Here is a 22,839-nt window from a genome sequence, read left to right as displayed (position 1 = left end):
CCATCATGGAAAAGGCATTGGTGATCGGGGCGTCGGGCGGGATTGGCTCGGCTTTGTGCGCGGCGCTTGAGGCGCGCGGGGTGGCGGTGACGCGGCTGTCGCGGTCTGGCGACGGGTTGGACGTGACCGATGAGGCGTCGGTCGAGCGGGCGATGGGTGGTTTGGAAGGACCGTATGACCTGGTGTTCGTGGCAACCGGAGCGCTGGAACTGAACGGGCGGGGGCCGGAGAAATCGTTGAAGCATCTGGAGGCGGAGGCGATGGTGGAACAGTTCCGACTGAACTGTGTGGGGCCGTCTTTGGTGTTGAAACACGCAGTGCGGTTGTTGCCGCGCAAAGGCCGGTCGGTTTTTGCGGCGCTCTCGGCGCGGGTCGGGTCGATCGGGGATAACGGGTTCGGGGGCTGGTACAGCTACCGGACCGCCAAGGCGGCGCTGAACCAGATGATCCATACCGGGGCGATCGAGCTGGGGCGGACGCACAAGGGGGCGGTCTGCGTGGCGCTGCACCCGGGCACGGTGGAGACGGCACTGACGGCAGAATACGCGAAGGGGCATCCGACGGTATCGCCGGAAGAGGCGGCGGCGAACCTGTTGTCGGTGATCGATGGGCTGGGGCCGAAGGATACGGGGCAGTTCTTTGACTGGCAGGGGGAGCCTGTGCCGTGGTGAAACTGGTGCTGGTGCTGGGCGATCAGTTGTCGGACGGGGTGGCGGCGCTGAAGGCGGCGGACAAGTCCGAGGACGTGGTGGTGATGGCAGAGGTAGGCGACGAGACGTCTTACGTGCCGCATCACCCCAAGAAGATCGCGCTGGTGCTGTCGGCGATGCGGCATTTCGCGAAGCATCTCGAGGACGATGGCTGGACGGTTGCGTACACGAGGCTGGATGATCCGGATGCCACGAAATCCATCGTGGGCGAGTTGATGCGGCGGGGGCAGGAGCACGACACCAGCGAGGTGATCGCGACCAGCCCGGGAGAATGGCGGCTGAAAGAGGCGCTGGAGAACGCGCCGCTCAAGATGACGGTGCTGCCCGATGACCGGTTCGTGGCGAGCCTCGACGAGTTCAACGACTGGGCCGAGGGGCGCAAGGAACTCAGGATGGAGTATTTCTACCGAGAGATGCGCCGCAAGACCGGCCTTCTGATGGAGGGCGACAAGCCCGCGGGCGGCAAGTGGAATTACGACCACGACAACCGCAAGCCGGCCTCGGATGACATGCTGCGGTCGAAGCCGATGCAGTTCACGCCGGACGAGATGACGGAAGAGGTGCTCGACCTTGTCGAGGCGCGGTTCGGAGAGAATTTCGGAACACTGCGGCCGTTTCATTTCGCCGTCACGCGGGGGCAGGCGCTTCGGGCGCTCGATCATTTCGCCAAGGAATTGCTGCCGGAATTCGGACCCTACCAGGACGCGATGCTGGCTGGGGACAAGTACCTGCATCATTCGCTTCTGAGCGCATATCTGAACATCGGCTTGCTGGATCCTGTGGAAATCTGCACCCGTGTGGAAGAGGAATGGAAAGCCGGGAAGGTGCCGCTCAACTCGGCCGAAGGCTATATCCGGCAGGTGATCGGCTGGCGGGAATATGTGCGTGGGCTCTATTTCCGAGAGGGGCCGGATTATGCCCGTCGAAACGGTCTGGAGCATTCACGAGAGCTGCCGCCGCTTTACTGGGGGGCGGAAACGAAAATGGCCTGCCTTGAACATGCCGTCGCGCAGACGCGGGACGAGGCCTATGCGCATCACATCCAGCGGCTCATGGTGACAGGCAATTTCGCCCTGCTGGCGGGGGTCGACCCGAAAGAGGTGCATGAATGGTACCTGTCGGTCTATTTCGACGCCTTCGAATGGGTCGAGGCGCCCAATACGGTGGGGATGAGCCAGTTCGCCGATGGTGGGATCATCGCGTCGAAGCCCTACGTCAGCTCGGGCAATTACATCGACCGGATGTCGGATTACTGCGGCAGCTGCGCCTACTCGGTGAAGACGAAAACCGGAGAGGGGGCCTGCCCCTTCAACCTGCTCTACTGGCATTTCCTCGTGCGGCATCGCGAGCGTTTCAAGGGCAACCCGCGGATGGGGCAGATGTACCGGACATGGGACAAGATGGACGAGGCGAAGCGCGATACGGTGCTGAAGGAGGCGGAGGCTTTCCTGAAAAAGCTCGACGCGGGCGAGCCGGTCTAGGTGGGGAGCCTCCGGCGGGGATATTTCGGGCCAGAAGAAGCCTGTAGGTCACATTTGCTTCTTCTTGGTCGGAAATATCCCGGGGTGTTTGAGGGGCTGGCCCCTCAAGGCCCGCGTGGCCTGAACGCAAACTGACCTGTTGCGCCGCAAGGCGCGCCGCTGGATCAGACGCGTTACTCGGTGGACTGGGTTTCTTCCGCGGTGTCGTCGCCCGATTGCGTCTGGTTGGAGGCCTCGGCCAGCGCGCCGTCCTGCCATTCGCCGGTGGCTTCTTCGCCCGTGGCATAGCGCATCGTGCCCTGGCCCTGGCGTTTTCCGCGCAGGAAGGTGCCTTCGTAGACGTCGCCATTGGTGTAGGTGGCGACGCCCTGGCCGGAAATTTCGCCCTCCTGCCAGTCGCCTTCATAGGTGAAGCCATCGGGCATGACGATCTTGCCCTGGCCATGGCGCTGGCCGTCGGCGAACTGGCCTTCGTAGACCGTGCCATCGGGGTAGGTTGCGGTGCCATCGCCGTCGCGCTGGCCATCCTGCCAGTCGCCCTCGTAGCGGTAGCCGTCGGCATAGGTCATGACGCCGTAGCCGTGATTGCGGGCATTCTCGAACTCGCCCTCGTAGACCAGCCCGTTGGGGTAGGTGGCCTTGCCGGTGCCGTCGATCACGCCGCCCGTCCACTCGCCCTCGTAGGTCGAGCCGTCGGGATAGGTGATCTTGCCCATGCCGTTGGCGAGGTCGTCGCGGAACTCGCCCACGTAGACCGAGCCGTCAGGATAGGTGACGGTGCCCTGGCCGGAGATCTTGCCGGCCACCCAGTTGCCTTCGTAGCGGTAGCCGTCGGTGCCGGTGAAGGTGCCCTGGCCGTGGCGGCGGTCATCCGCGAACTCGCCTTCGTAGATATCGCCGTTGTTGTAGACGACGCGCCCCTCGCCCTCGCGGCGGCCGCGGACGAGGTCGCCCTCGTAGACATCGCCGTTGGGTTGGGTGAGCTTGCCTTCGCCGTCGATCTGGCCGTCTTTCCAGAGGCCCGCATAGATCAGCCCGTCGGGCATCGAGAGGGTGCCCTGGCCTTCGCGGGCGCCGTTGACGACCTGGCCTTCGTAGACCGCGCCGTCGGGATAGGTGATCTTGGCCATGCCTTCCTTGACGCCGTCGACCCATTCGCCGTCGTAGACATAGCCGCCGGGGCTTTCCATCCGGCCGCGGCCGTGGTGCATGGCATTGCGGAATTCGCCGTCATACTTGACGCCATTGGCATAGACCGCCACGCCGCGCCCGGTGATCTTGCCGTCGAGCCATTCCCCTTCGTAGGTGCCGCCGTCGGAGAAAATGATCTTGCCTGCGCCGTGGGGCTTGCCCCGGGCGAACTGCCCTTCGTAGACCGAGCCGTTGGGGAAGCGCGCGATGCCCTGACCGCGGATCTCGCCTTCGACCCATTCGCCGGAATATTCGTAGCCGTTGGGCAGGGTATAGGTGCCGGTGCCATGCTGGAGCCCGTCCTTGAACGTGCCCTCGTAGATGCCGCCATCCTCGTATTGCTTGGTCTGCACCTCGCCATCCTGCGCAAGAGCGGCGCTGGCGGCACTGGCGACTGCGAATACAAGTGATCTGGTCAGCGTTTTGCTCATGTCTGCCTCTGTTGCCCCGGCCTGTCGCCCCTTCAGGTGGCTTAAATCTAGTGGACGGGGCCCATGGTGACAACGGGTTTTGGTCAAATCGCCTTTCCCTCGCGGTGTCATCTGTTAAATCAGGCTGGAACGACCGGCAACGAAGGGCGCGCGCGACATGACGGACAGGTTTCGCCTGACACTGGCACAGCTGAACGCGACGGTGGGCGATCTGGCCGGCAATGCCGCGCTGGCACGCGAGGCGTGGGAAGAGGGCCGCAAGGCGGGCGCCCAGATGGTGGCCCTGCCGGAGATGTTCATCACCGGCTACAACACGCAGGACCTGGTGATGAAGCCCGCCTTTCACCAGGCCGCGATTGCCGAGATCGAGAAGCTGGCGCAGGACTGTGCCGACGGCCCGGCATTGGCCATCGGTGGCCCGGCGCTGGAAGGGGCGGGGCTGTATAACGCCTATTACATTCTCAAGAAGGGTCGGACGTCGGCGAAGGTGCTGAAGCATCACCTGCCCAACGAAACGGTGTTCGACGAGGTGCGAATCTACGATTCCGGCCCCGTGGGAGGGCCATACGTGGTCGATGACGTGCGCATCGGCAGCCCGATCTGCGAGGACAGCTGGTACGAGGATGTCTCGGAAACGCTGGCCGAGACCGGGGCGGAGTTTCTGCTCGTGCCGAACGGCTCGCCCTATTACTGCGACAAGCTGGATACGCGGCTGAACCTGATGGTGTCGCGGGTGGTCGAGACGGGGTTGCCGCTGGTTTACCTGAACCTTGTGGGGGCGCAGGATGACCAGGTGTTCGACGGGGGCACGTTCGTGCTGAACCCCGGCGGTGAGCTGATGGTGCAGATGCCGCTGATGGAAGAGGCGATTTCGCATGTCGATTTCGTGCGCACCGACGAGGGCTGGCGGGCCGAGAAGGGCGAGCTGGCGCATATCCCCGACGGGCATGAGCAGGATTATCACGCGATGGTTCTGTCGCTGCGGGATTACCTGCGCAAGACCGGGTTCAAGAAGGTGCTGCTGGGGCTGTCCGGCGGGATCGACAGTGCGATCGTGGCGACCGTGGCGGTGGATGCGCTCGGGGCGGAGAACGTGCGCTGCGTGATGCTGCCGTCGGAGTACACGTCGGAGGCGTCGCTGGAGGATGCCAAGGCGGTGGCCGAGAACCTGGGCTGCCGGTATGATTTTGTGCCGATTTCCGAGGGTCGGGCGGCGATCACCAACACGCTCGCCCCGCTTTTCGAGGGGCTGGAGCCGGATCTCACGGAAGAGAACATCCAGTCGCGGCTTCGGGGTCTGCTGCTGATGGCGATGTCGAACAAGTTCGGGGAGATGCTGCTGACCACCGGCAACAAGTCGGAAGTGGCGGTGGGTTATGCCACGATTTATGGCGACATGGCGGGCGGGTACAACCCGATCAAGGACATGTACAAGACGCGGGTCTTCGACACCTGTCGTTGGCGCAATGCCAACCACCGGCCGTGGATGAAGGGGCCGGAGGGTGAGGTCATTCCGCAGAATATCATCACCAAGCCGCCCACGGCCGAGCTGCGGGAAGATCAGAAGGACAGCGATTCGCTGCCCGATTACCCGGTGCTGGATGGTATTCTGGATATCCTGGTGGATCAGGACGGGTCGATTTCGGATTGCGTGGCCGCCGGGTATTCGCGCGAGGACGCGAAGAAGGTGGAGCACCTGCTCTACATTTCGGAATACAAGCGCTTCCAGTCGGCGCCGGGGACACGGCTGTCGAAGCGGGCGTTCTGGCTGGACCGGCGCTATCCGATCGTGAACCGGTGGCGCGACGAGAGCTGAGCTTGATCGGGATCAACGCCTTGTTGCTTGGGCCGGGTCAGATTGGGGGCAAGGAGGCGTGCGCCGATGTTCAAGACAATCCTGCTGGCCTATGACGGGTCGGACCATGCCAAGAACGCGTTGAAGGCGGCGGCGGAGATGAAGAAGGCCTTCGGGTCGGAACTGCATCTTTCCCATACGCCGTATCTCGAGGTGCCGCCGGTGGTGATCGGGTCGTTCGTGGCGCAGCTGGAGCGGGCGCCGACGGACGAGGATTACCGCGAGGCGGCCGACCGGGTGGCGCTGGATGCGGCCGAGCGGGCGGCGCATGCGGGGGTGCGGTTCACGGAAATCCATATCGGGCACGGGGATGCGGCGGAGAACCTGCTGGCGGTGGCGGATGCCATCGATGCCGACCTGATCGTGATGGGGCGGCGCGGCGTGGGGGCGGCGCAGGCTTTGGTGCTGGGGTCGGTCAGCCAGGCGGTGGCGCATGGGGCAAGGTGTGCCTGCCTGACGGTGATTTAGGTCGGCCGAACCCTCTGGGCGCTGGCCGTTCGAGGTTCACTCCCACCACCTGTCTATCGAAGCGATATCATCGTCGGACCAGCCGAAATGGTGGGCGAATTCGTGGATGGTGACATGGGCCACGAGGTCTTCGATCTCCACGTCGCCGCGGTCGTGCCATTCGGCGAGGATGGGTTCGCGGAAGAGCCAGACGCTGTCGGGGCTGAGCGGTTGGTGGATGACCGATTTCTCGGTCATCGGGATGCCGTCGTAGAGGCCGGTAAGCTCCAGCGGGTCGGTCATGCCGAGATCGTCGAGCATCCAGCGTTCGGGCCAGTCGACGACGCGCAGAGCCACGTCCTTCGCGGCGGGCTGGAAGCCTTCGGGAAGGCTTTCGATGGCGGCGCGGGCCATCTCTTCGATCTTTTCAAGGCTGGGGCCGGGACGTGTCATGCCCCTGATATGCGGGGTGGAATGCCCGAATGAAAGGGGGCGTGTCGCGCGGACGGGTGACAGGCGGGCCGGGCGCGCGTTAATTTGCTGGTGAGTGGGCGCTTTCGAGCGCGGAAAAGATCGTTTGAGGCATGCTGGGACTGTTCGCCAACCGCACCTATGCCGCGCTGTTTTCGGCGCAGGTGATCGCCCTGCTGGGCACCGGGCTGATGACCGTGGCGCTGGGCTTGCTGGCCTATGACCTGGCCGGGGCGGATGCGGGCGTGGTGCTGGGGGTCGCGCTGACGATCAAGATGGTGTGCTATGTCGTGCTGTCGCCGGTGGCGCAGGCGTTGGCGCAGAAGCTGCCGCGCAAGCCGGTGCTGGTGGGGGCCGATCTTGTGCGGGTGGGCGTCGCGCTGTGCCTGCCGTTCGTGAGCGAAGTGTGGCAGATCTACGGGCTGATCTTCGTGCTGCAATCGGCCTCGGCCACCTTCACGCCGGCGTATCAGGCCACGTTGCCGGATTTGTTGCCGGACGAGGGCGACTATACGCGGGCGCTTTCGTTGTCTCGGCTGGCCTATGACCTGGAGAACCTGACGAGCCCGGCGCTGGCGGCGCTGTTGCTGACGGTGACAGGGTATGGCGCGCTATTTGCCGGGACGGCGGTGGGGTTTGCCGGGTCGGCGCTGCTGATCGGGATGGCGGCGGTGCCGGCGCTCGACCCCGCCTCAGGCGCCCGGCCGTTTCGCGAGAGGCTGACGCGGGGGGCGCGGATCTACCTGGCGACGCCGCGGTTGCGGGGGTTGCTGGCGCTGAACCTGGCGGCCTGTTCGGCGGGGGCGTTCGTGCTGGTGAACACGGTGGTGCTGGTGCGCGGGCAGATGGGCGGGAGCGAGTCGGACCTGGCGATTGCCATGGCGGCCTTCGGGACGGGGTCGATGGTGGCGGCGCTGATGCTGCCGCGGCTGCTGGAGCAGGGGAATGACCGGCGGGTGATGATGTCGGGGGCGACCGGGGCGGCGGCGGTTTGCGTGGGTCTTGGCGCTTGGATTGCGATGGCCGGGTTGCCGGGCTGGGGGGTGTTCCTGATGCTTTGGGCTGTGATCGGGTTCTGCTACGCGTCGATCCTGACGCCCTCGGGGCGGCTGTTGCGGAGTTCGGCCCATGCGGAGGACCGGCCGGCGGTCTTTGCCGCGCAGTTCGCGCTGAGCCATGCCGGGTGGCTGGTGACTTATCCGTTGGCGGGCTGGGCCGGCAAGGCGCTGGGCATGGGGGCGGCGCTGGCGCTGCTGGGCGGGCTGGCGTTGCTGGGTGTGGTGGCGGCGCGGCTGGTGTGGCCGGCGGGGCTGGGCCGGGTGGTGGAGCACGAGCATCCGGACCTGCCGCCGGATCACCCGCACCTGCGCGCGCATCACGGAAACAGGCGGCACGCGCATGTTTTCGTCATCGATGACGAGCATCGGGCGTGGCCGACGCAGGGGTGAACTGGACAAAGCGCGCGACCTGTGACATTGCCCGCTGCGACCATCCGGAGCATGCACCAATGACCACCACCCGTTTCGCCCCGTCGCCCACCGGTTACATCCACGTGGGCAACCTGCGCACCGCGCTGATGAATTTCCTGATCGCGCGCAAGGCCGGGGGCACCTTCATCCTGCGGATCGACGACACCGACCCGGAGCGGTCGAAGGAAGAGTATGTCGACGCGATCAAGGAAGACCTCGAATGGCTGGGCCTGACATGGGACCGGGTCGAGCGGCAGTCGCAGCGGCTGGACCGGTATGCGGAGGCTGCCGAAAGGCTGCGCGAGATGGGGCGGTTCTACGAGGCGTTCGAGACGCCGACCGAGCTGGACCTCAAGCGGAAGAAGCAGCTGAACATGGGGCGGCCGCCGGTCTATGACCGGGCGGCTTTGTCGCTGTCGGACGAGGAGAAAGACAAGCTGCGCACCGAGCGCGGCAATGGCGTGTGGCGGTTCAAGCTCGATCACGAGCGGATCGAGTGGGACGATGGCATTCTCGGGCCGGTGTCGATTGACGCCGCCAGCGTGTCTGACCCGGTGCTGATCCGCGGAGACGGGCAGGTGCTGTATACGCTGGCGTCGGTCGTGGATGACACGGAGATGGGCGTGACCCACGTGGTGCGCGGGTCGGACCACGTCACCAACACGGCGACGCAGATCCAGATCATTCAGGCGCTGGGCGGCAACGTGCCGTCATTCGCGCACCATTCCCTGCTGACCGGGCCGATGGGCGAGTCGCTGTCGAAACGGCTGGGCACGCTGGCGCTGCGCGATCTGCGGGCGCAGGGGGTGGAGCCGATGGCGCTTTTGTCGCTGATGGCGCGGCTGGGCTCGGCGGATCCGGTGGAGCTTCGCGGAAGCGTTGACGAGCTCGTCGAGGGGTTCGATATCTCGCGCTTCGGCTCGGCGCCGACGAAGTTCGATGCGAATGACCTGTTCCCGCTGACGGCGCGGATATTGCACAACCGGCCTTTCGCCGACGTGAAGGACGAGATTGCCGCGCTGGGCGTGCCGGACGATCAGGCCGAGCGGTTCTGGGACGTGACGCGCGAGAATATCTCGACCGTGAAGGACCTTGGCCCGTGGTGGGTGATGTTCCGCGACGGGGCGGAGCCGGATATCGCCGAGGAGGACCGCGAGTTCGTGGCCGAGGCGATGGCGCTGCTGCCTGACGGCCCTTATGACGGCGACACATGGGGCAAGTGGACGGCCGAGGTGAAGGAGAAGACCGGGCGCAAGGGCAAGGGGCTCTTCATGCCGCTCCGCAAGGCGCTGACGGGTCAGAGCCACGGGCCGGACATGAGCCAGGTTCTGCCGCTGCTTCAGACGATCAAGGCGAAGCGCTAGCGCCGAAGACCGTGTTGTAGGTTTTTTCCATCTGGGTTCTTTCCCATTCGATGGCCAACGCGGACTGCCCGTAATCGTAGGTGTGCTTTGCCCAGTCGCGGGCTGCGCTGGCGAGGCGGTCGTTCCCGGCATCCTGAAGAGCGTCGAGCGCGTGGAGCAGGCGGCGCTGGACCTCGAGGAAACCGGCCCCGTCGCGGGCGACCCCGGCAAAGGCAAACTCCATCAGGCTTTCCGGCGAGACTTCGGTGACGAAGATGCGGGGATAGGTCGGCGCCGCATCGTTGCGCTTGGTGGTGCCCCATTCCCAGAGCAGCCGTTCCTGCCGCGAGACGACGTCGATTGCAGTGCCCGGGTCGTTGAGTGACGGCGAGAGCGCGCGCGAGGCGATCTCGGACAGGACCAGCAGGCCATAGGTGGCGTCCTGCTCGAAGGTGCGGAATTCGCCGATGGTGAGGCCGCCCTGCACCTGTTCGATCTGTGCGTCTGTAAGGCCCGAAATATAGCCCACGGTCTGCCCCTTCAGAACGAAGGTGCCGGGCGGGGTGCTGAGCCAGACGCGGGCGGCGTCGCCGGGCAGGCAATCGTCGATATAAGGCAGGTTCATCACTTGCAGATAGCCCGAGCGCGGCGCCGGGAGCGGGTCGGCATCGGGCGGAATCACCGTGTCGCCGGTCAGCGGGGTGGCGGTCAGGGCCGGGCTGTGGCGGGTGGTCATCAGGCTGGTGCGTGCCTCGGTGTCGGTGGTGTTGAGCGTGGCGTCCATGCTGCCGAGGTCGCTGAGGTGGTCGATCCAGCGGAGCATCGCGAGGATGACCAGCACCACCACGAGCACGGTGACGCCCATCAGGATGACCGCCGAATCCTCGGCATGAAGGCCCGCCTGCAGCAGGATGATCGAGCTGAGCGAATAGACGAAGGCGCCGATGAAGGTGGCCAGCGCCGTGTGGGTGATCGGGTCGGCCAGCAGGATGCGGTGGGCGCGGGGCGTGGCCTGTTGGGCGGCGGCGTGGTGCGCCGTGACCATAACGTTGAGGGAGAAGGTGCTGACCGCCAGCATGCCCGAGGCGAGGATCTTGAGCACCGGCATTACGGCGTCGGGCGAAAAGCGCTGGCGCAGGGATTCTGGCAGGATGCTCTCGATGGTCATCGCCAGGCCCGAGGCGACGAGCGCCAGAAGCGAGATCAGCGCGACCCGCACCCAAAGCTTGCGCACGAAGCGCAGCACCTTCAGTGCCTTGCCCGACACGATCGTGAATCTGGCCATCCCTCGTTTCCTTTCCCGTCGTCGGAGCTTAGGCACCTAGCCGGGCAAAAGGCGAACCTTTCTTTCGGCCAGCAGGTCATCGACCAGGGTGCGTTCGTCGGCGGTGAGCACCCGGTGACGCGGATAGACCGGATCGGCCCGGTCATCCAGCACCGGGGCCTCCCACCCGTCTGTCGTGTCGAAGAACCGTTTCACGCCCGCTTCACCGAATTCGCGCAGATAGCCCTGCACGACCACGTCTATATAACTCAGCAGGGCCGGACATGTTTCATCCGGCGCGCCATGTTTGCCTTCGGGGATGGTGTAGACGGCAATCTCGGGGCGGTGGGCGAGGGTGTGCGTGACCTGTTCGTGGGCGGCGACGCGGTCATAGGCGCCTTCGCGTTCGTCGAGCGCCGCCCAGTCGGCCGCGGGCACGGGCGCGATCAGGCCGTCGATCTCGGCCGTGGGGTCGGGGATGACGGTGAGATAGGCGACAGGGCGGATGACGGTGTGCCGCCAGACCCGGCGCCAGCCCCTCAGGCGCGCCAGTTCGACATTCTGGAAATGGTGGGTTTCGCGGTTCACGAGGCTGCCATAGCCGAAGAAATACGCCTCGGGGGGCGCGGCCTCAGAAGTTCTATCCGACGTGTATCTTTTGATCTGTGTCATGGTGCGGGTGTGTTTGTGCCTGCATTGTCGCCCGACATCAAGCAAGGGTTACACCGCCGTCATGCGCGTCACCAAGAGAACGAACATCGCTTTCCGCATCCTCATGTTCTGCGGCGTCCATGCCGACAGGCTGGTGACGAAGGCGGAGATTGCCGAGCGGTGCAACACCTCGGAGAGCCACCTGGCGCAGGTGATCAACCGGCTGGCGCAGCTGGGTTACCTCCATACGCAGCGGGGCCGGTCCGGAGGCATCACGCTGGCCCGTGCGATGGACCAGATCGATGTGGGCGGCGTGTTTCGCGACCTCGAGGCGCAGGCACCGCTGGCCGAGTGTTTCGCCGATGTCGACAACACCTGCCCGCTGGTCGAGGCCTGCCGGTTGCGCGAGGCGATGGCGGACGCGGCCGAGGCGTTCTATGCGCATCTCGACAAGCTGACGCTGGATGACCTGATTTGCGAGAACGTGGCGCTGGCCGATATCTTCATGCCGCAGGCTTGCGCGAAGCGGGCTTGAAACGACTCGTCCCGTATACTAGCGTACACCCAGATCGAAACGGGAGAACCGGCAACAGCCGGTGCCGAAGGAGCAACCGCCCCGGAAACTCTCAGGCCGCAGGGACCGTTTTGCATCTGAAGTGAACTCTGGAGAGATCCCGGCCGATGACCGGGGCGCCGAAGGGATAGCGATCTCAGGCAGAAGGACAGAGGGGGCATCGAAAGGGCGCGCGGAGTGCGTGCCGGAACGGTGCCGGATGCGATCCACCGCATGACCCGGCCTTGAAGAGCGAAAGAGGTGCGGGATGAGCGATCTCGGCAAGACGCCGCTATATGACCTGCATGTCGAGCTAGGGGCCAAGATGGTGCCCTTTGCCGGCTACGAGATGCCCGTGCAGTACAAGCTTGGCGTCATGAAGGAGCATCTTCACACCCGCGAAAAGGCCGGGCTGTTCGATGTCAGCCACATGGGACAGGTGATTCTGCGGCACGAGGGCGGCTATGGCCCGGTGGCGCAGGCGATGGAGGGGCTGGTGCCCGTGAGCCTTCTGCCCTTGGGCGAGAAGCGGCAGCGGTATGGGTTCTTCACCAATGACGACGGCGGCATTCTCGACGACCTGATGATGACCAACCGGGGCGATCACATGCTGGTGGTGGTCAACGCGGCCTGCAAGGAGGCCGATATCGCGCATATGAAGGCCGGGCTCGACGGTGTCGAGGTGGCCGAGCAGCGGGACCGCGCGCTTCTGGCGCTGCAGGGGCCAGCGGCGGAAGAGGTGCTGGAGCCGGTCGCGCCGGGCTGCGACATCATGAAATTCATGGATACCGGGATTTTCAATTCCGATTTCGGGGAATTGTGGGTGTCGCGCTCGGGCTATACCGGCGAGGACGGCTACGAGATTTCGGTGCACGCGACCCATGCCGAGGCGCTGGCGCGGCACTTGCTGGCGCACGACGCGGTGGAGCCGATCGGGCTTGGCGCGCGGGACAGTTTGCGGCTGGAAGGCGGGCTTTGCCTTTACGGCCACGATATCGACGAGGCGACGAGCCCGGTGGAGGGCAACCTTGCCTGGGCCATCCAGAAGGTGCGCCGGTCGGGCGGCGACCGGGCGGGCGGCTTTCCGGGTGCCGAGCGCATTCTGAACGAACTCGACGAGGGCACGCCGCGGCTGCGCGTGGGGCTTGCCCCCGAGGGGCGCGCGCCGATGCGCGAGGGCGTGCAGCTTTTCGCCGATGAAGAGGGCGGCGAGCCCGTCGGGCACGTGACATCCGGCGCGTTCGGCCCGACGGTGGGGGCGCCCGTGTCGATGGGCTACGTGCCCGCCGAGCTGTCGCGCCCCGGTGCCCGGCTCTTCGGCGAGGTGCGTGGCAAGCGCCTGCCGGTGCGGGTGGCCGAGCTGCCCTTTGTACCTGCCAATTTCAAACGCTGATCCAAACCAGGGAGACCCACATGAAATTCACCGAACAGCATGAATGGCTGAAGCCCGAAGGCGACGAGGTTGTCGTCGGCATCACCGAACATGCCGCCAACGAGCTGGGCGATATCGTCTTCATCGAGTTGCCCGAGGAGGGCACCACCGTCAGCAAGGATGACGAGATCGTGGTGATCGAAAGCGTCAAGGCGGCGTCCGACATCATGGCGCCGGTCGATGGAGAGATCACGGAAGTGAACGACGCGATCGTCGACGAGCCGGGCAAGGTGAACGAAGACCCGATGGGCGACGCGTGGTTCTTCAAGATCAAGCCGTCGGACCCGAGCCAGATGGACGACCTGATGGACGAGGCCGCCTACCAGCAGTTCATCAGTTGATGTCATGCGGCTCACAAGCGAGGAGCGGGAGGCCCTGCAACATCTGGGCCACGTGTTTGATCAGGACACATTCCTGATCCATGGCTCGCTCGACGAGGCCATTGCCGAAATGGTCGATGGCCTTGACGTCAAGGAGAGGCTGCGGCTTCGCCGAACACTCGAACGGCTTCTCGCAACGTGCAGTAACGCCGAGCTGAAGGGCTATTTCAATCGTTCCGGTGCCGAGGCGTTCATCAACGCCCGCGGCGCGCGGATGATATTCGAAACGGCCCTGAAGCACACCACCGAACGCCGAAACGCCACCTAGTGGAGAGGAACGATATGCCCTTCAAACCCACCGAGTACCTGCCCTACGATTTCGCCAACCGCCGGCATATCGGCCCCTCTCCGGAAGAGATGGACGAGATGCTGAAGGTGGTCGGGGCCGACAGCCTCAATGCGCTGATCGACGAGACGGTGCCGAAGGCGATCCGGCAGGACAAGCCGCTCGATTTCGGCAAGCCCAAGTCGGAGCGGGAATTGCTGCATTCCATGCGCGAAACCTCGTCGAAGAACAAGGTGCTGGTGAGCCTGATCGGGCAGGGCTATCACGGCACGGTGACGCCGCCGGCGATCCAGCGGAATATCCTGGAGAACCCGGCGTGGTACACCTCCTACACGCCCTACCAGCCCGAGATCAGCCAGGGTCGGCTCGAGGCGCTGCTGAACTTCCAGACCATGGTGAGCGATTTGACCGGGCTGGAGATTGCCAATGCCTCGCTTCTCGACGAGGCGACGGCCTGTGCCGAGGCGATGACCATGGCGCAAAGGGTGTCGAAATCGAAGGCCAAGGCGTTCTTTGTCGACCGCGACTGCCACCCGCAGAACATCGCCGTGATCAAGACCCGGGCCGAGCCGCTGGGGATCGAGGTCATCGTCGGCAACCCCGACAAGATGGACGCGTCGCAGGTCTTTGGCGCGATCTTCCAGTATCCGGGCACCTATGGCCATGTGCGCGATTTCAGCGAGCAGATCGCGGCGCTGCATGAGCAGAACGGGATCGGGGTGGTGTCCGCCGATCCGTTGTCTTTGACGCTTTTGAAGGAGCCGGGGGCGATGGGGGCGGATATCGCCGTGGGCAGCACCCAGCGTTTCGGTGTGCCGATGGGCTATGGCGGGCCGCACGCGGCCTACATGGCGTGCCGCGAGTCGATGAAGCGGGCGATGCCGGGGCGGATCGTGGGCGTGTCGGTGGACAGCCACGGCAACCGGGCCTATCGCCTTGCCCTGCAAACCCGCGAGCAGCATATCCGGCGCGAGAAGGCCACCAGCAATGTCTGCACCGCGCAGGCGCTTCTGGCGGTGATGGCGTCGATGTATGCGGTGTTTCACGGGCCCAAGGGCCTGAAGGCCATCGCGCAGCGCATTCACCGCAAGACCGTGCGGCTGGCCCGCGGGCTGGAGGAGAACGGGTTCAAGGTGGACCCGAAGAGCTTCTTCGACACGATTACCGTGGATGTGGGCCCCTTGCAGGCGGCCGTGATGAAATCGGCCGTGGACGAGGGGATCAACCTGCGCCGGGTGGGCGAGACCCGCGTCGGCATCACCATCGACGAGGCGACGCGGCCGGAGAGTGTCGAGGGCGTCTGGCGGGCCTTCGGGATCGAGCGGAAGGACGATGATTTCGACCCCGAGTACCGCGTGCCCGAGGCCATGCTGCGCAAGTCGGAGTACCTGACGCACCCGATCTTCCACATGAACCGGGCCGAGACCGAGATGATGCGCTACATGCGGCGGCTGGCCGACCGCGACCTCGCGCTTGATCGGGCGATGATCCCGCTGGGCAGCTGCACGATGAAGCTCAACTCGGCCGCCGAGATGATGCCGATCAGCTGGCGCGAATTCGCGGACCTGCACCCCTATTGCCCGGACAATCAGGCGCTGGGCTACAAGGAGCTGATCGACGATTTGAACGCCAAGCTGTGCGAGATCACCGGCTACGACGCCATTTCCATGCAGCCCAATTCGGGCGCGCAGGGGGAATATGCGGGGCTGCTGACCATCGCCGCCTATCACCGTTCGAATGGCGAGGGGCACCGCAATGTCTGCCTGATCCCGATGAGCGCCCACGGCACCAACCCGGCCAGCGCCCAGATGGTGGGCTGGAAGGTCGTGGTGGTGAAATCGGGCGCCACGGGGGATATCGATATCGAGGATTTCCGCGCCAAGGCGGAGCAGCATTCCGAGAACCTGGCCGGCTGCATGATCACCTATCCCAGCACGCATGGCGTCTTCGAGGAGAACGTGCGCGATGTCTGCCAGATCGTCCATGACCATGGCGGGCAGGTCTATATCGACGGGGCGAACCTCAACGCGATGGTGGGGCTCGCCCGGCCCGGCGACGTGGGCGGTGACGTGAGCCACCTGAACCTGCACAAGACCTTCTGCATTCCGCATGGCGGCGGCGGGCCCGGCATGGGGCCGATCGGGGTGAAGGCGCATCTGGCGGAGCATCTGCCGGGGCATCCGGCGACAGGTGGCGCGGAGGGGCCGGTGTCGGCGGCGCCGTTCGGCTCGCCCTCGATCCTGCCGATCAGCTGGGCCTATATCCAGATGATGGGCGGTGCGGGCCTGACCCAGGCGACGCGTGTGGCGATCCTGAATGCCAACTACATCGCCAAGCGTCTCGAGGGGGCCTATGACGTGCTTTACAAGGGGAGCCAGGGCCGGGTGGCGCATGAGTGCATCATCGACACCCGCCCCTTTGCCGACCGCGTGCATGTGACGGTGGACGATATCGCCAAGCGGCTGATCGACAACGGCTTCCATGCCCCCACGATGAGCTGGCCCGTGGCCGGCACGCTGATGGTGGAGCCGACAGAGAGCGAGACCAAGGCCGAGCTCGACCGGTTCTGCGACGCGATGCTGGCGATCCGGGACGAGATCCGGGATATCGAGGACGGCAAGATCGACGGCGAGAACAACCCGCTGAAGAACGCGCCGCACACGATGGAAGACCTCGTGAAGGAGTGGGACCGGCCCTATAGCCGCGAGCAGGCCTGTTTCCCGCCGGGCGCCTTCCGGGTCGACAAGTACTGGCCGCCGGTCAACCGGGTCGACAATGTCTATGGCGACCGGCACCTCGTGTGCACCTGCCCGCCGATGGAGGAGTATGCCGAGGCAGCAGAGTAAAGGCCACGTCTGGCGGGGCTTTACGGAGCCCCGCGCTTCCTCTAATCGCCATCCGGATAAACCCATGTCCGGGAGGCGGTGATGGCTGGGACGGAAAGCTTCGTCTTTTACCTGGTCGATGAATTTGCGCATCTGTCCTTTTCCTGTGCGGTCGAGCCGCTCAGGATCGCCAATCTCGTGTCCGGAAAGCCCTTGTACGAATGGAGTTTCGCCTCGGAGAACGGCGAGACGGCGCTCAGCAACAACGGCACGGTGGTGCGGGTGCATGGCGGGTTCGACCAGCCGGTGAAGGCGGATCGGCTGTTCCTGCTGGCGGGCTCGAACATGCGCAACCACATGACCAAGCGGCTTCTCTCGGCGCTCCGGCGCGAGCGGTCGCATGGCACGCCGGTGGGGGCGCTGTGTTCGGCGGCCTATATTCTGGCCTATGCCGGGATGCTCGACGGGATGCGCGCGGCGATCCACTGGGCCTATCACGACCTTTTCGTCGAGGAGTTCCCGAACGTGGAGCTGGTGCCCAATGTCTTCGTGGCGGATGAGAAGATCATCACCTCCTCGGGCGGAACGGCGACCGCCGACTTGATGCTCCACCTGATGGGCGAGACACATGGGGCGGACCTGGCCAACGAAGTGGCCGACCAGATGGTCTACAACACCGTGCGAGAGGCCTCGGCCACGCAGAAGGTCTCGGTGCAGGCGCGGCACGGGATGCGCAACCCGCACCTGACCCAGGCGGTTCAGATCATGTCGGAGTCGATCGAGGACCCGGTGCCGACGGCGGAGGTCGCGCGGCAGGTGGGGATCTCGACGCGCCAGCTAGAGCGGCTTTTCGGACAGTACCTCGAGCGATCACCGTCGAAATACTATCTCGAGATGCGGCTGCAGCGGGCGCGGAACCTGCTGTTGCAGAGCGAGAAGTCGGTGACCGAGATCGCGGTGGCGACGGGGTTCCGCTCGACCACGCATTTCGCTCGGGTGTATCGGGGGCTTTTCGGGGTGTCGCCGGGTGGACAGCGGGCGCGGCTGACCTGAGCGGCGGCGCCTGGTCTGACTGTCGGATGCCTCCGGCGGGGATATTTGGGCCAAGAAGAAGCCGGGGCCTGTGCTTCTTCTTGGTGGGAAATATCCCGGGGGGAGCGTTGAAATCTTCTGATTTCAACGTGGGGGGCTGGCCCCCCTGCGCCCTCAATCCAGCAGGAACGAGAAGGTGTCGCGCAGTCGGGTCCAGCTTTGTTCGTCGGGGGCGGTGAGGACGTAGCTGTCCATCTTGCCGGCCACGAAGTCGGAGCCGTCGAGCATGCGGGCGACGCCGCCGGCCTTCTGGGTGATGAGCACGCCGGCCGCGTGATCCCAGGGTTTGGGCGGGCCGGAGAGGAGAAAATCCATGCCGCCTTGCGCGAGGGTCCGGTAGTGGTGGCAGGCGCAGCGCAGCGCCGTGGTGAAGGCGAAGCGGGGCAGGGTTTCGGCCAGCGCCGCGCGCTTCTCTTCCGGCAGGGCGTAGAGGGGGACGAAGCCCGAGAGGTCTGACAGCTCTGCCCCGCGCGAGACGCTGAGCGGGCGGTCGGCGCCGAGGCTGCGGGCGAGCATGGCGCCCTCGCTGCCCTCGTCGGCGGTGATCCAGTCATCCATCACCGGGTCGTAGAGCAGGCCCCAGACCGGGCGGCCGAAGCGCGTGGCCGAGAGGATCACGCCGAAGAGCGACAGGCCGTGGGCGTAGTTCCAGGTGCCGTCGACCGGGTCGATGATAAAGGCGAGTTCCGCCTCGGCCAGCTTGTCGGTGATCGAGGGGTCTTCGGCCGCGGCCTCTTCGCCCACGACGAGGGCGTGGGGGAACAGTTGCTGGATGCCGCGGGCGAGCATCGCCTCGGCCGCGACATCGGCGGCGGTGACGAGGTCGAACCGGTCGGCCTTGGCCGAGATGTCGGCATGGCCGAGGTTGCGGAAATGCGGCATGATCTCGGTCTTGGCCGCGCGGCGGACGAGGTTCACGAGGCTCGTCTGCTGGGCGCGGCTGAGCGGCGAGGTCAGCGGGATGGGCAGGCTGTCGGGCATGGGCGATTCCCCTTTCGGGCTGGCTTGGGCCATGAATTGCCACCCTTGGCCGGGAAGTTCAACTTGGGCTTAGTCCTGTGCGCGGAGAACCCGTGCCGGTTTCGCCGAGACCGGCCCGAGGGCGAAGGCGAGGCCGGCGAGCAGGCTGATGACCGCCCCGCCCGCGACGATCAGCACCGCCGGGCCCCAGGCGATCTCGAACCCGGTGTCCATGACGTAATGGCTGACCGCCCAGCCGCCGGCGATGCCCGCGCCAAGTGCCACCACCCCGGCCGCCATGCCCAGAAGGGCGGAGCGCAGGGTCAGCCCGGCGAGGATGCGGGCGCGGGTGGCGCCGAGGGTTTTCAGGATCGCCGCCTCGTAGCTGCGCGAGCGCTGGTCGGCTGCCGCCGCGCCGATGAGGACGAGGAAGCCGGTCAGCAGCGTCGCCGCCGCGCCCCAGGCCGTGGCCGAGGCGAGGCCCGCCAGAAGGTCGCTGACCTGGTCGATGGCGTCGCGGACGCGGATCGCGGTGATGTTGGGGTAGCTGTCGGAGAGGTCGCGGAAGATCGCCCCTTCGGCGTCGGCGTCGGCATAGACGGTGGCGATGAAGGTATGCGGCGCGGCTTCGAGCGCGGCCTGGTTCATGACCATGACGAAGCCCATCCCGGCGGTCGAGAAATCAACCTCGCGGAAGGAGGTGAGGGTGGCGGTGATGTCGCGGCCGAGGATGTTGACGGTGATCTCGTCGCCGAGCTTGAGCCCCATTTCGGCGGCTTCCTCGGCCGCGAAGCTGACCTGCGGGTCTCCCTCGTAGCCTTCGCCCCACCAGTTGCCATCGACGATCGTGGTGCGGGAAGGGACGGCATCGGCATAGGTGATGCCGCGGTCGCCCTGCACGACCCAGTGCTCGCCCGCGACCTCGGAGGCGGGCTGGCCGTTGATGCGGCTGATGATGCCGCGCAACATGGGGGCCTGGTCGATGCGGCTGACGCCGGGGTCGGTTTCTAGGCGCTCGAGGACGGGGCCGATCTGGTCTTTCTGGATGTCGACGAAGAAGAAGGAGGGGGCCTGGTCGGGGAGGTCGCGGGCGATGGCGCCGCGCAGGTTCTGGTCGATCTGGCCGACGGCGGCGAGGACCGAGAGGCCGAGGCCGAGGGAGAGGACGACGGGGCCTGCCGTGCTGCCGGGCCCGCCGATGGCGGCGAGGGCCCAGCCCAAGGCCGGGCGGCCGCGGGCGGCGGGGCGCAGGGCGCGGGCGGCGGCCTGGATGCCGAGGCCCGCGAGGGCGAGGATCAGGAGGGCGCCGAGGATGCCGCCGGCGGTCCAGAGGGTGAGTTCGAGGTTGCCGGAGAAGCTGGCGGCCGCGACGAGGAGGATGCCGAGCAGGGCCAGCGTGGCCCCCACGAAGGGCCAGGAGGGCAGGGCACGGGCGCGGGCGAGCGCGTCGCGGTAGAGGGCGGCGGCGCGGACGTCCTTGGCGCGGGCCAGCGGCCAGAGGGTGAAGATCAGCACCGTCAGGATCGAGTAGATCGCGGCCTCGATCATCGGGGCCGGGTAGGGGGCGAAGACCGCCGGGACGGGGAGTTGTGCCTCGATCAGCGGCGAGAGGAGGACGGGCACGCCCACGCCGAGGGCGAGGCCGAGGATCAGGCCGAGGGCGGCAAGGGCGCCGACTTGCAGGAAGTAGGTGAGGAAGATCGTGGATTGCCCCGCGCCGAGGGTGCGCAGGGTGGCGATGGTCTGGGTCTTGCCGGCGAGGTAGGCGCGAAGGGCCGCCGAGATGCCCACGCCGCCGACGGCAAGGCCGGAGAGGCCCACGAGCACGAGGAAGGCGCCGAGGCGCTGGACGAATTCGGCGACGCCCGGCGCGCCGTTGCGGGCATCGCGCCAGCGCAGACCGCTGTCTGCGAGCACGTCCTTGGCTTCGGCTTCGACAGCGGGCAGGGCGGTGCCTGGGGGCAGGTCGAGACGGTATTTCGTGGAGTAGAGCGAGCCGGGTTCGAGGAGGCCGGAGCCCTGGAGCGCGTCGGTCGCGACGATGGTACGGGGGCCGAGGCCGAAGCCGGCGGTGGCGTTGTCGGGCTCGGTTTCCAGCGCCGCCATCAGGCGGAAGTCTTTCGTACCGAGGCGGACGGTGGCGCCGGGGGCGATCTCGAGCCGCTCGATCAGCAGGGGGTGCATGACGAGGCCGGGGGTGTCGTTTTGGCCGGCCAAGGCCTCGGCAAGCGGCATGGGCGGGTCGAGCGTGACGGTGCCCACCAGCGGGTAGGCGTCGTCGACCGCCTTCACCTGGGTCAGGCCGCGGGGGCCGTCGGGGACGGTGGCCATCGAGCGGAAATCGGCGATTTCGGAGACGCGGGTGGCGGTCTGCTCCATCCAGGCGCGTTCGGTGTCGTTGGCGAAGCGGTAGGTGAGCTCGATCTCGGCATCGCCGCCCAGCAGGCGGGCGCCTTCCTGCGAGAGGCCGGTGGCGATGCTTTCGCGCACGGTGCCCACGGCGGCGATGGCCGCCACGCCGAGGATGACGCAGGCGAGGAAGATGCGGAAGCCGCGCAGGCCGCCGCGCAGTTCCCGCGATGCCAGTTTCGCGGCCAGCCGCAATGTGCTCATGCGGCGGCCTCGGTCTTGGAGAGGCGGCCGTCGGTCAGGGTGATGACCCGGTCGCAGCGGTGGGCCAGTTCGGGGGCGTGGGTGACGAGGATGAGCGTGGCGTTGTGGCGTTCGCGCAGGCCGAAGAGCAGGTCGATGATTGCCGAGCCGTTGACCGAATCGAGGTTGCCGGTGGGCTCGTCGGCCAGAAGGATATCGGGGCGCGGGGCGGCGGCGCGGGCGAGCGCCACGCGCTGTTGTTCGCCGCCGGAGAGCTGCGAGGGGTAGTGGTTCATGCGGCTTTCGAGGCCGACGGTCTTGAGTTCTTCCTCGGCGCGGGTGAAGGCATCCGGCTCGCCGGCGAGTTCCAGCGGGGTCGCCACGTTTTCGAGCGCCGTCATGGTCGGGATCAGGTGGAAGGACTGGAAGACCACGCCGAAGTGATCGCGGCGGAGGCGGGCCAGTTGATCCTCGGTCATGGTGGTGAGGTCGTGGCCGAGGGCGGTGACCTTGCCGCCGGTGGCCTGTTCGAGCCCGCCCATCAGCATCAGCAGCGAGGATTTGCCGGAACCGGAGGGGCCGATCAGGCCCACGGTCTCTTGCCGGTGGACATCGAGGGAGATCGCATCAAGTATCCGGACGGGGCCGGCATTGCCCTGCAGAGAAAGCGATGCATCCTGAAGGGATAGAACGGGAGAAGACATGAACTGGCGCCTGAAATTCCAAGGTTTTCTGACATATGGGGTCGCGGTCGCGCGGGGCAAGGCGCTGGCGGTGATAATGCTTGCCGCCGCGCCGGCCTGGGCCGAGGAGGTGACGGTTCTGGCCCTTGGCGACAGCCTGACGCAAGGCTATGGCCTGCCGGAAGCGCAGGGGTTCGTGCCGCAGTTGCAGGGGTGGCTGGACGAGCACGGGGCCGAGGTGGCGCTGATCAATGGCGGCGTGTCGGGGGATACCACGGCGGGCGGGGCCTCGCGCGTCGACTGGAGCCTGACGCCGGAGGTGGATGCGATGATCGTGGCGCTGGGCGGCAATGACCTGCTGCGGGGGATCGACCCGGGCGTGTCACGCGAGAACCTCGACAAGATCCTGGCCGCGGCGGAGGCGAAGGAGGTCGAGGTACTGCTGGTGGGCATGGATGCGCCGGGGAATTACGGGCCGGAGTACAAGGCGGCCTTCGACGGGATGTACCCGGAGTTGGCGGAAGAATACGGAACGCTCTATTTCGAGAGCTTCTTCAAGGGCTTGGGGGAGAGCGATCCGGCGCGGGCGCGGCAATATTTCCAGTCGGACGGGATACACCCCAATGCCGAGGGCGTGGGCCTGATCGTCGAGGCGATGGGGCCCAAGGTGCTGGACCTGATCGGCGAGGCGGAGTAGCCCGGCCGCCTTTCACAAGCGGCGGC

20 protein-coding genes and 2 riboswitches are annotated in these 22,839 nt (G+C 66.2%); of the genes, 13 read left to right on the top strand and 7 right to left on the bottom strand.

The window, feature by feature from the left end:
- Positions 1-5 precede the first annotated feature (5 nt).
- Both RIdsm_RS18800 and RIdsm_RS18795 read left to right on the top strand, forming a co-directional pair.
- Complete coding sequence (locus RIdsm_RS18800; RefSeq protein WP_057819088.1) at positions 6-671, top strand: SDR family NAD(P)-dependent oxidoreductase; 666 nt, start codon at positions 6-8, stop codon at positions 669-671.
- A complete protein-coding gene (locus RIdsm_RS18795; protein ID WP_057819086.1) occupies positions 665-2,191 on the top strand; it encodes a cryptochrome/photolyase family protein in 1,527 nt (508 codons plus the stop codon). Before RIdsm_RS18800 ends, RIdsm_RS18795 begins: the two co-directional genes overlap by 7 nt.
- Before the next feature lie 173 nt (positions 2,192-2,364).
- On the opposite strand, the gene RIdsm_RS18790 is transcribed toward RIdsm_RS18795, so the two are convergent.
- Entirely contained in the window at positions 2,365-3,813 is a 1,449-nt protein-coding gene (locus RIdsm_RS18790; protein ID WP_057819084.1) for an MORN repeat-containing protein, read from the bottom strand.
- Positions 3,814-3,970: 157 nt separating this feature from the next.
- Between RIdsm_RS18790 and RIdsm_RS18785 the strand changes: the two genes are divergently transcribed.
- A complete protein-coding gene (locus RIdsm_RS18785; RefSeq protein ID WP_057819082.1) occupies positions 3,971-5,629 on the top strand; it encodes an NAD+ synthase in 1,659 nt (552 codons plus the stop codon).
- Positions 5,630-5,695: 66 nt separating this feature from the next.
- The gene (locus RIdsm_RS18780) at positions 5,696-6,136 is read left to right on the top strand and encodes a universal stress protein (protein ID WP_057819080.1); all 441 of its coding nucleotides are present in this window, start codon (positions 5,696-5,698) and stop codon (positions 6,134-6,136) included.
- A gap of 36 nt (positions 6,137-6,172) precedes the next feature.
- Here RIdsm_RS18780 and RIdsm_RS18775 read toward each other — a convergent pair whose 3' ends face one another.
- Positions 6,173-6,568 carry a metallopeptidase family protein gene (locus RIdsm_RS18775; RefSeq protein WP_057819077.1) on the bottom strand — a complete coding sequence of 132 codons (396 nt, stop codon included), beginning with the start codon at positions 6,566-6,568 and terminating at the stop codon, positions 6,173-6,175.
- Positions 6,569-6,699: 131 nt separating this feature from the next.
- On the opposite strand from RIdsm_RS18775, the gene RIdsm_RS18770 reads away from it, so the two are divergent.
- Together RIdsm_RS18770 and gltX are read left to right on the top strand one after the other, a co-directional pair.
- Positions 6,700-8,034: an MFS transporter gene (locus RIdsm_RS18770; protein ID WP_057819075.1), complete on the top strand. Its 1,335-nt coding sequence runs from the start codon at positions 6,700-6,702 to the stop codon at positions 8,032-8,034.
- A gap of 59 nt (positions 8,035-8,093) precedes the next feature.
- On the top strand, positions 8,094-9,419 hold the full coding sequence (gltX, locus tag RIdsm_RS18765) for a glutamate--tRNA ligase (protein WP_057819073.1): 1,326 nt from the start codon (positions 8,094-8,096) through the stop codon (positions 9,417-9,419).
- Here the strand turns inward: gltX and RIdsm_RS18760 are convergent.
- Positions 9,403-10,683, bottom strand: coding sequence for a DUF2254 domain-containing protein (locus RIdsm_RS18760; RefSeq protein WP_057819071.1), 1,281 nt, complete (start codon positions 10,681-10,683; stop codon positions 9,403-9,405). The genes gltX and RIdsm_RS18760 overlap by 17 nt on opposite strands.
- A 36-nt stretch (positions 10,684-10,719) precedes the next feature.
- The gene (locus RIdsm_RS18755; protein WP_057819069.1) at positions 10,720-11,334 is read right to left on the bottom strand and encodes a gamma-glutamylcyclotransferase family protein; all 615 of its coding nucleotides are present in this window, start codon (positions 11,332-11,334) and stop codon (positions 10,720-10,722) included.
- 61 nt (positions 11,335-11,395) lie between these two features.
- On the opposite strand from RIdsm_RS18755, the gene RIdsm_RS18750 reads away from it, so the two are divergent.
- The 6 genes from RIdsm_RS18750 to RIdsm_RS18725 all read left to right on the top strand — a co-directional run bounded on the left by RIdsm_RS18750 (position 11,396) and on the right by RIdsm_RS18725 (position 17,842).
- The gene (locus RIdsm_RS18750; RefSeq protein WP_057819067.1) at positions 11,396-11,848 is read left to right on the top strand and encodes an RrF2 family transcriptional regulator; all 453 of its coding nucleotides are present in this window, start codon (positions 11,396-11,398) and stop codon (positions 11,846-11,848) included.
- A 30-nt stretch (positions 11,849-11,878) separates the two neighbouring features.
- Positions 11,879-11,966, top strand: a riboswitch (glycine riboswitch).
- Positions 11,967-12,049, top strand: a riboswitch (glycine riboswitch).
- A gap of 85 nt (positions 12,050-12,134) precedes the next feature.
- Positions 12,135-13,259, top strand: a complete 1,125-nt coding sequence (gene gcvT / locus RIdsm_RS18745) for a glycine cleavage system aminomethyltransferase GcvT (RefSeq protein ID WP_057819065.1) — start codon at positions 12,135-12,137, stop codon at positions 13,257-13,259.
- 20 nt (positions 13,260-13,279) lie between these two features.
- Positions 13,280-13,639: a glycine cleavage system protein GcvH gene (gene gcvH, locus RIdsm_RS18740; RefSeq protein ID WP_057819064.1), complete on the top strand. Its 360-nt coding sequence runs from the start codon at positions 13,280-13,282 to the stop codon at positions 13,637-13,639.
- A 4-nt stretch (positions 13,640-13,643) separates the two neighbouring features.
- On the top strand, positions 13,644-13,946 hold the full coding sequence (locus RIdsm_RS18735) for a hypothetical protein (protein WP_057819062.1): 303 nt from the start codon (positions 13,644-13,646) through the stop codon (positions 13,944-13,946).
- 14 nt (positions 13,947-13,960) lie between these two features.
- Positions 13,961-16,810, top strand: coding sequence for an aminomethyl-transferring glycine dehydrogenase (gene gcvP, locus RIdsm_RS18730; protein ID WP_057819060.1), 2,850 nt, complete (start codon positions 13,961-13,963; stop codon positions 16,808-16,810).
- A gap of 81 nt (positions 16,811-16,891) precedes the next feature.
- Positions 16,892-17,842, top strand: coding sequence for a GlxA family transcriptional regulator (locus RIdsm_RS18725; protein ID WP_057819058.1), 951 nt, complete (start codon positions 16,892-16,894; stop codon positions 17,840-17,842).
- A 153-nt stretch (positions 17,843-17,995) separates the two neighbouring features.
- Here the strand turns inward: RIdsm_RS18725 and RIdsm_RS18720 are convergent, their stop codons facing one another.
- The 3 genes from RIdsm_RS18720 to RIdsm_RS18710 all read right to left on the bottom strand — a co-directional run bounded on the left by RIdsm_RS18720 (position 17,996) and on the right by RIdsm_RS18710 (position 22,137).
- Positions 17,996-18,862 (bottom strand): inositol monophosphatase family protein, encoded by an 867-nt coding sequence (locus tag RIdsm_RS18720; protein ID WP_057819056.1) that lies wholly within the window; start codon positions 18,860-18,862, stop codon positions 17,996-17,998.
- 69 nt (positions 18,863-18,931) lie between these two features.
- Complete coding sequence (locus RIdsm_RS18715) at positions 18,932-21,454, bottom strand: ABC transporter permease (protein ID WP_057819054.1); 2,523 nt, start codon at positions 21,452-21,454, stop codon at positions 18,932-18,934.
- Entirely contained in the window at positions 21,451-22,137 is a 687-nt protein-coding gene (locus RIdsm_RS18710) for an ABC transporter ATP-binding protein (protein WP_057819052.1), read from the bottom strand. Before RIdsm_RS18710 ends, RIdsm_RS18715 begins: the two co-directional genes overlap by 4 nt.
- Between RIdsm_RS18710 and RIdsm_RS18705 the strand changes: the two genes are divergently transcribed.
- Positions 22,136-22,813: an arylesterase gene (locus RIdsm_RS18705; protein WP_057819050.1), complete on the top strand. Its 678-nt coding sequence runs from the start codon at positions 22,136-22,138 to the stop codon at positions 22,811-22,813. The genes RIdsm_RS18710 and RIdsm_RS18705 overlap by 2 nt on opposite strands.
- Positions 22,814-22,839: the final 26 nt, after the last annotated feature.

The organism is Roseovarius indicus (genome assembly GCF_008728195.1).
In the GTDB taxonomy this organism is placed as follows: Bacteria; Pseudomonadota; Alphaproteobacteria; order Rhodobacterales; family Rhodobacteraceae; genus Roseovarius; species Roseovarius indicus.
Note: the sequence above shows the minus strand (reverse complement) of the source record. Positions and strands in the feature narration are given on the sequence as shown.